The sequence below is a fragment of the Acinetobacter towneri DSM 14962 = CIP 107472 genome (genome assembly GCF_000368785.1).
GTDB classification, from domain to species: domain Bacteria; phylum Pseudomonadota; class Gammaproteobacteria; order Pseudomonadales; family Moraxellaceae; genus Acinetobacter; species Acinetobacter towneri.
Map to the genome: position 1 here is coordinate 307398 of NZ_KB849689.1, position 8885 is coordinate 316282.

At 41.0% G+C, this 8885-nt stretch carries 4 protein-coding genes; all 4 read left to right on the top strand.

All coding sequences use genetic code 11. From position 1 onward, the window contains the following. Positions 1-15 precede the first annotated feature (15 nt). The 4 genes from F947_RS05760 (at position 16) to F947_RS05775 (ending at position 8409) form a co-directional block, all read left to right on the top strand. Positions 16-4527 (top strand): translocation/assembly module TamB domain-containing protein, encoded by a 4512-nt coding sequence (locus F947_RS05760; protein ID WP_004973218.1) that lies wholly within the window; start codon positions 16-18, stop codon positions 4525-4527. A 114-nt stretch (positions 4528-4641) separates the two neighbouring features. Then, on the top strand, positions 4642-5001 hold the full coding sequence (locus tag F947_RS05765) for a hypothetical protein (protein WP_004973219.1): 360 nt from the start codon (positions 4642-4644) through the stop codon (positions 4999-5001). 202 nt (positions 5002-5203) lie between these two features. Next, a complete protein-coding gene (locus F947_RS05770) occupies positions 5204-5473 on the top strand; it encodes a hypothetical protein (RefSeq protein WP_004973220.1) in 270 nt (89 codons plus the stop codon). 296 nt (positions 5474-5769) lie between these two features. Then, complete coding sequence (locus F947_RS05775; RefSeq protein WP_004973223.1) at positions 5770-8409, top strand: bifunctional aconitate hydratase 2/2-methylisocitrate dehydratase; 2640 nt, start codon at positions 5770-5772, stop codon at positions 8407-8409. Positions 8410-8885: the final 476 nt, after the last annotated feature.

The window sequence follows — 8885 nt, forward strand, 5'->3', positions numbered from 1 at the left end:
GACTTAGAGAACATTATGGCTGAAGTTGAACAGCAACCAGAAACTCCAGTAACGCCACCTAAAAAGCGTCGAATACTCAGGAGTGTTTTACTGTCACTGCTGTTGATGCTGGTTTTATTGGTGTCCGCTTTGGTGGTGATGTTCTCAACAGACCGTGGCTCAAAGTTCTTATTAGACAGCGTATTGCAGCGCCAAGAAATTATTCATTATGAATATGAAGGCGGTAATTTATGGCGCGGGATTATTCTGCGCAATATCATCGTCAGTTTAAAACCTGTTGATGTCAAAATTGACCGTGCCGATGTCATTCTTGGTTGGCGTGCCATTTTAGATAAAGAAATCCATCTCAATCGTGCCGATGTGCGTAATCTGCGGATTTATCCGAAAGGCCCACCAAGTGATGATCCATTCAAATTCAATGAAATTCGCTTACCTTTTGTTTTGCGTTTAGATACTGCCGATGTCGATCATTTATTGATTCAAACCGCCTCTGGTACGCAGGTCGATTTTTACGATATTCATTTAAATAATGCCTTGTGGTCGGGTACAGAACTGAAATTTGAAGATTCCAATATGGATATGGGATATTTGAATGTACGCAATGCCACAGGCGATATGAAATTTGAAGGTAAATATCCGCTTAATGTGGTGGGTGATTTAAATATTCCCTCTTTACATGACAGCTTAAATATTCACGATATTAAAGTAGTAGGCAAAGGCACACTCGACACGATTCAGGCGGGTGTTGCAACAAATACGCCTGATTTGCTCACGGGATGGGTAGTGTTGCATCCAATGCGTAAGCAAGTGCCAATGTTTGGTGAGTTACAATTTAAAAACTACCGTTGGCCTATTTTGACCGAGCAGGAACTTTTTACCCAAGCAGGTGCAGCTAAATTTAAAGGCGATATCAAGCGTTTAGATATTGATGTCAATACGGATTTGAGCGGTAAACACATCCCTAAAGGTCAATATACAGGTCTGATGTATACCGATTTAGTTCATCAACTGAATATCAGTAATTTAAATGCACAACTTATGCAAGGTGCTGCCAATGTAGCGGGCATTGTCAGTTGGGATAAAAAAGTCAATTGGGATTTAACAGGACGTCTGGATAAAATTAATCCTAAAGATCCACTAATTCCTCAAGTGGTCAAAGACTTTTTACCGCCAAGTTTAGATGCCAATTTAGCATCTAAAGGTCATTTGGAAAAAGGCACACACTTAACTGCACAAGTCGATTTTGACCAATATGAAACTTGGAATTTAAAACTCGATCAAAAACCTGCGCAGGGCAAAGCGGCAAATCCGATGTTGCTTGATGTGCGCTGGAACAACATAGACCGTGCTGTGCCGTATGTGGGTTGGTTAAAAAGTGAATTGGGTGATGTGCAAATGGCCTTGGTAGAAGGTCAGCAAGATATTTTTGTGGCGACCAAAGTCAGCACACATGAAAAAACCATGTTACCTGCAGGTATGTACCAAGCTAAACTGAATTTAAAGAATAATCGCTTAAATATTCCTAATTTTAAATTTGATACCGCAGATAGTCATTTGGCAGGCAGCGCCGTCATTGATTTACCAACCGACAAACGTCAGTTGAAATGGAATGCAGTATTGGCTGCGAAAAACTTTAATCCGCAAAGTATCAGCACCGCAGCACCTGTTAATGTGTTAAATGGGCAGTTTAAAGCCAATGGTTTTGCATTGCCGAATCAGCAAATTATTCATTTGAAAGATATTAATTTGACAGGGCGTTTGGTCAATCAAAATGAAAACGTACATTTAACTGGGCAAAGCACCATCGCTTTATTGTTCCATGATGTGAAAGCTGGTGGTGGCTTTAAAAGTTTTGCCGTGAATTATGATGGTGGGTTAAATGCTAGTGCGATTCAAGGCAGTGAAGGACATTTAAAACTGAAATTATCGGGTACGCCCGAACTAATTAAAATTAGCGACTTACGCCATAATGGTGTTGCAGGGCAAATTGTGGCGGATGGTTTGCTGCATTTGAATAATGGCATAGGTTGGAATTTAAATGCCTCATTAATTCGCTTTAAGCCGCACTATTTTGTGTCCAGTGTGCGTGGTGAATTATCGGGCAATATCCGCACTGAAGGTATTTGGTCAGACACTCAAAAACGGATCAACATTGAACATCTGAATTTGGCAGGCATGCTCAATAATAAACCTGTACGTGGTACGGGGAATTTAGCCATGTTGATTGATGCCAATCAAAAAGGCTTTTTACCTCAACAGTTTGAAGCCAATAATCTATTTTTGTCTTATGCCAAAAATCAGTTACAAGCAACGGGCAATGCACAAAATCTGCGTATTAAAGTCAATGCGCCTGCTTTATACGAAATCTATTCGGGTTTGCGTGGACGTGCTTATGGCTATATCAATGTGCAGTCGCAGCCACGCTTACAAGCCACCGCCAATTTTGCAGTTGATCAGTTCAGCCTCAATAATATTTTCAGCGTGCGTAAGTTGCGCTTACAAGGTGAATTGCCAACTTCTGAAAATACGCCAACGCTGATGACGGCATCCATGGAAAATTTACGCAGTGGTAACCGTGGCATTGAGCAAGGGCAGATTTCTTTAGCAGGCACACGTCAGGCGCATATTTTAAAACTGGAAGCTGAAAATAAGTTGAGTAAGTTTTATGTACAATTGGCGGGTGGTTTAAATGCACAAAATGATTGGATGGGACAAATTCAGAAAGGGGATTTTGACTCCTTAAGAACCCATTTGGCACAGCGCCAAAACGCGGCCGTGATTTATCAACACAAAACCAGTGAGCTGTATGTTGGTGCGCATTGTTGGATGAGTCAGCAAAGCCAATTGTGTTTTGATCAACCTATTCGTGTGAGTAAAACCAAAGCCAATGCATCATTTGTGACTCAAAACTTAGACTTAAATGACTTTTCTGCATTTATGCCTGAAGGTTTGGCGATTACAGGCAAGGTTAATGGGTATGCCAAAGCGGCGTGGGCAAAAGGACAGAAGCCAAAAATTGATGCACATTTGGTCACGCGTGATGGCGTCATTGGACTTGCTGCGGACGATCCACAAGATATAGGCTCAACCTTGCGCTATGAACAAGTGGCTGTGGTCGCAAAAAGCATTGCCGAAGGCTTGAAATTACGCATAGATGTGAAAACACCTGAAATTGGTACAGGTTATGCCAATGTGCTGATTGATCCTTACACTAAAAACATGCCAATGCGCGGTGAAATTGCCTTTGATCAGGTACAACTTAAAGTTTTTAAACCGTTTATTGCCGATGTGCGCTCAATGGCAGGCATTTTGTCCTTTGCTGGCAAGATCAATGGGACTTTAACTTCACCATTGCTCACAGGTGAAATGCGCCTGAAAGATGGTGCGATCAGCATGATTTCGTTACCTGTAAATCTGACCAATGTGCAGGTCTATTCCTCTATCCGCCAAGATCAAGCCAGCATTAATGGCGCATTTAACAGCGGTGGTGGTGTAGGGCGTTTAACGGGCAGTGTGGATTGGAAATATGATCCGCGTATTCAGTTAAATTTAAACGGTAAAGACTTATTAATTCGTCAAGCACCGCTAATTACTGCAATGATTACGCCAGATGTATCCTTAGATGTTTTACCTTTCCAGAAAAAACTGAGTTTAAAAGGACGTGTAGATGTACCTCGGGCTTTAATTTCTATGCCTGAAGTGTCTGCACCTGTGGTTAACGTGTCTTCGGATGTGCGTGTGGTACATGAAGGACAAGATCAACTGGCATTATTACGTTCAGCTCGTCCATGGGATATTCGTGCCGATCTTGAATTGAATTTGGGTGATCGGGTCATTTTCCAAGGTTTTAATAGCCGTATTCCACTGATTGGACGTTTGTATTTATCTCAACGTGGTTTAGAAACTGCGATGCGTGCCAATGGTGCGATTGGGGTCAGCCAGCGTGTGAAAATTGAAGCCTATGGACAAAGTCTGGATTTGAACCGTGCCATTGCGCGTTTTAATGGCCCAATTTCTAACCCAACTTTAGATATGGATGCCAATAAAAATGTACAGGGCAGCATGGTCGGCTTTAGAGTTACAGGCACAGCCAGCAGTCCGAACATTCAAGTGTATAACGATGCAGGCTTATCTGAACAAGAAGCATTAAATGCTTTGATTACAGGTCGTATCAATGAAGGTACCAGTGGTTTGAGTCAGACCGAAAGCTTTAAGTCAGACGTCAACAATACTATTGCAGCGGCAGGTATTAGTATGGGATTGGGTGGTACACGTGCCTTGACCAATCAAATTGGACGTACATTCGGTTTAAGTGGTTTGGCACTTGATGCCCAAGGTACAGGCGATGATACCCAAGTCAGTTTGACGGGTTATATCACCCCAGACTTGTTTATTCGTTATGGCGTGGGGGTTTTCACACCTGTCAATAAGTTGACTTTGCGTTATCAAATGAATAAACGACTGTATTTGGAAGCTAGTCAAGCTTTAGAACGCGCCGTGGATATTTTCTATAACTGGCGCTTCTAACGGCAACTTCACTTAAAAATGCGTTCAATCAGAGCGCATTTTTTAAGCTTGTACATGGATAGTTTCGTATTTATGCAAACTTTTGATTATCATAAGCACAACAGGAGAGCTTCAATGAAAAAGATTTTGGTGGTGACTGCAGTGCTTGCATTAATGGGCTGTGCAGAAAAGAAACCCTTAACCCCTGAAGAACAATGGCAAGGCTATTGCCGAAGTGTTGGCAATGCTGCGCGTACCATCATGCTAGATCGTCAAAATGCGATTGAAAAAGAACGTGCGATTGAGCATGCCAATAAAATTGAAGATGACATTACTCGTAATTTTATTTTAGAGATTATTGAGCAAGTCTATGCATTGCCACTTGAAGAAATTAATGGTGATGTTGATGCGGCACGTGAAAAAGTCCGTACGCAATTTACTGAAAAATGTATCGCGACACCGCATGATAAAATGCCTGATTACAAGCCGTTCTAAAAGAACGGTTTTTTTATGAATTAAAATTGAAATATGTTTTGTACTTCTACTATCTTTTATCAAAAAATAGCCTAAGTGAATCAAACGTCTAAAACTAAAATAAATAACAAATAAATTGTGACAAGTTCTAAATCTTAAAACTGGCAAAGCTTATCTTTTTCATGAATAATTAAAAACATAACAAAAACAGTAGGAGCGCATAATGGAAGTGGTTGCTTACCTGCATAATGCAGATTTGCTCTTAGAAGATGAACAAGGTGTCGCGGTAATTGGCGGCAGTCATTATGTTTTAAGTTTAGGTGATCGGGTGTATTTACGTCAGCAAATTGATGCACCTGCAAAGATATATCAAGTTCAAATTTCATTTACCAGTGCAGAACACTGTATGCTGCATGAAGATGAAATTCAACTCAAGTTTGAAGGTAGTCGCGAACAATTACAGCACTATCTTCAAGCCACAACAGTACACTAAGGTGGAATATCATTCATTCATTAGAACAGGCAACATGAGCGTTGCCTTTTTTACGAGTTAAACTTTAGGCGAAAAGTTAGTGTACATACAGACAAAGTTAAAATTAAGTCGTGTTTTGCCTGTAAATTGAACAATATGCGCATCATTTAGTTATAAAATAATGGGCATCACAAAGAAACACTCTAGTTGCATTAACTTTTAACCTGAAGTTTAGTAAAATTTTGCAGTCCATATTGTTTGTGATGCTTTAAAAGCAGGAATTCACAAATAATTTTTTAAAAAAGAGGAATAACACCGTGCTAGAAGCTTACCGCCAACACGTTGAAGAACGTGCCGCACTCGGAGTCCCACCGAAGCCACTTGATGATGTGCAAACAGCTGCATTAGTTGAATTATTAAAAAATCCACCAGCAGGCGAAGAAGCTTATTTGGTTGATTTGCTTGAAAACCGTGTACCTGCAGGTGTTGACCAAGCGGCATACGTTAAAGCTGCTTTCTTAGCTGCTGTAGCAAAAGGTGAAGCAACCTCTCCACTCGTTTCTAAAGAGCGCGCAGTTTACTTACTAGGCACAATGCTTGGTGGTTATAACGTAGCACCTTTAGTAGAGCTTTTAGACAATGCTGAATTGGCTGGCTTAGCAGCTGAAGCATTGAAAAACACTTTGCTTGTATTTGATGCGTTCCATGACGTAGCAGACAAAGCAAAAGCAGGTAACGAAAACGCGAAAGCAGTTTTACAATCTTGGGCTGATGCTGAATGGTTCACTAGCCGTAAAGATGTACCTGAAGAAATCAAACTTACAGTGTTTAAAGTTACTGGAGAAACCAACACTGACGACTTGTCACCTGCACAAGACGCATGGAGTCGTCCAGACATTCCATTGCACGCAAATGCAATGTTGAAAAACGTACGTGATGGCATCAACCCAGAAGTTCCTGGTGAAGTTGGTCCATTAAACCAAATCAAAGACCTTATCGCGAAAGGCAACCAAGTTGCTTACGTGGGTGACGTTGTTGGTACAGGTTCTTCTCGTAAGTCTGCAACTAACTCTGTACTTTGGTTCTTCGGTGATGAAATCGCGCACATTCCAAACAAAAAAGATGGCGGCTACTGCTTAGGTGGTAAAATTGCGCCAATCTTCTTTAACACAATGGAAGATGCGGGTGCTTTACCAGTAGAAATCGACGTTTCTAATATGAACATGGGTGATGAAATCACTCTTAAAATCGACCATGCTGCTGCTAAAGTAACAGCGTTCAAAGACGGCGCACAAATCGCTGAATCTGAACTTAAAACTCCAGTGCTTCTAGACGAAGTACGTGCAGGCGGTCGTATTAACTTGATCGTTGGTCGTGGTTTGACAGCTAAAGCGCGTGAAGCTTTAGGTCTTGCACCATCTACTTTGTTCCGTACTCCAGTACAACCTGAAAACACAGGCAAAGGCTTCACTCAAGCTCAAAAAATGGTAGGTCGCGCTTGTGGTCTTCCAGAAGGTCAAGGTGTTCGTCCAGGTACTTACTGCGAACCTAAGATGACTACTGTTGGTTCTCAAGATACAACAGGTCCAATGACACGTGACGAATTAAAAGATTTAGCTTGCTTAGGTTTCTCTGCAGACTTAGTAATGCAATCTTTCTGTCACACAGCTGCGTATCCAAAACCAGTTGACGTTCAAATGCAACACACGCTTCCTGACTTCATCATGAACCGTGGTGGTGTTTCTTTACGTCCAGGTGACGGTATTATCCACTCTTGGTTAAACCGTATGCTTCTTCCAGATACAGTAGGTACTGGTGGTGACTCGCATACTCGTTTCCCAATTGGTATTTCTTTCCCAGCGGGTTCTGGTCTTGTAGCGTTCGCTGCAGCAACTGGTGTTATGCCACTTGACATGCCTGAGTCTGTACTTGTGAAGTTCAAAGGTAAAATGCAGCCTGGTATCACTTTACGTGACCTTGTACATGCGATTCCTTACTACGCAATTAAAGAAGGTGACTTAACTGTAGAGAAGAAAGGTAAGAAAAACATCTTCTCTGGTCGTATCTTAGAAATCGACTTAACAGAAATGGAAACTGACTTAACCGTTGAACAAGCATTTGAATTGTCTGATGCTTCTGCTGAGCGTTCAGCTGCAGGTTGTTCTATCACACTTTCTGAAGAGAAAGTTGCTGAATACCTTCGTTCAAACATCACCATGCTTAAGTGGATGATTTCTGAAGGTTATGGCGATGCGCGTACTATGGCTCGTCGTGTTGAGAACATGGAAAAATGGTTAGCGAACCCATCACTTCTTAAAGCTGATGCTGACGCAGAATACACTAAAGTGTATGAAATTGACCTTGCAGACATCAAAGAACCAATCCTTTGCTGCCCGAACGACCCAGATGATGCAAAACTTCTTTCTGACGTTCAAGGCGACAAAATTGATGAAGTATTCATCGGTTCTTGTATGACAAACATCGGTCACTTCCGTGCTGCTGGTAAGTTATTAGACAAAGTTCCTGGTGGTTCTTTATCTACTCGTCTATGGTTAGCGCCTCCAACTCGTATGGACGAGCGTCAACTTATGGAAGAAGGCTTCTATAACACTTACGGTAAAGCGGGTGCGCGTACAGAAATGCCAGGTTGTTCATTATGTATGGGTAACCAAGCACGTGTAGCACCGAACACAACTGTAGTATCTACTTCTACACGTAACTTCCCGAACCGTTTAGGTCAAGGTGCAAACGTTTACTTAGCTTCTGCTGAGCTTGCATCTGTTGCAGCGGTACTTGGTAAGTTACCAACACCAGAAGAATACCAACAGTACGCTTCTCAAATCGACAGCATGTCTGCTGACATCTACAAGTACTTGAACTTTGACCAGATGGAAAGCTACACAGACGCTGCTGCGAATGTAGACACCAAGAAAATTGCTGCTGCTCAGTTGACCTAAGTTAGGAAAAGCAAACGCAAGAGCAAATCTATGATTTGTTCGAGTGTTGAGCGATAAGCAAGATCAAATAAGGGCTGATTATTCAGCCCTTATTTTTATGCGTAAAATTTCAATCTAATAATGAATGACATTTAAAACAGCATAGATTGTGATATTTCAGCTTGCCTAACTGATTTAAAAATAGGGGCGCAAGCTATGAAATAAATTAGAATTTAACTTATTAAAACAATATAAATTTGCCTATCAATACCGTTTGTTATAAAATAATGTAAACTGCGTCACAAAATATGGTGGATTAATGCTGGTATTTAATTTTAATTATAATTTTTGGTAAAAACTTTATTGAAATGAACTACTTAGTTTTAATTTTAATGAAATTGGATATTTTTTAATAACTTACTATAACCCGAATTACGGATAAGAAAAGCCCTTGAAAAAAAGGTAGTTAGAGCCATTTAGAAAGTTACGACACAACC

What these genes read in the sequence shown, in the direction of transcription:
- F947_RS05765 (WP_004973219.1), top strand. Translation starts at nt 4,642, where the DNA reads ATGAAAAAGATTTTGGTGGTGACTGCAGTGCTTGCATTAATGGGCTGT.
- F947_RS05770 (WP_004973220.1), top strand. Translation starts at nt 5,204, where the DNA reads ATGGAAGTGGTTGCTTACCTGCATAATGCAGATTTGCTCTTAGAAGAT.
- F947_RS05760 (WP_004973218.1), top strand. Translation starts at nt 16, where the DNA reads ATGGCTGAAGTTGAACAGCAACCAGAAACTCCAGTAACGCCACCTAAA.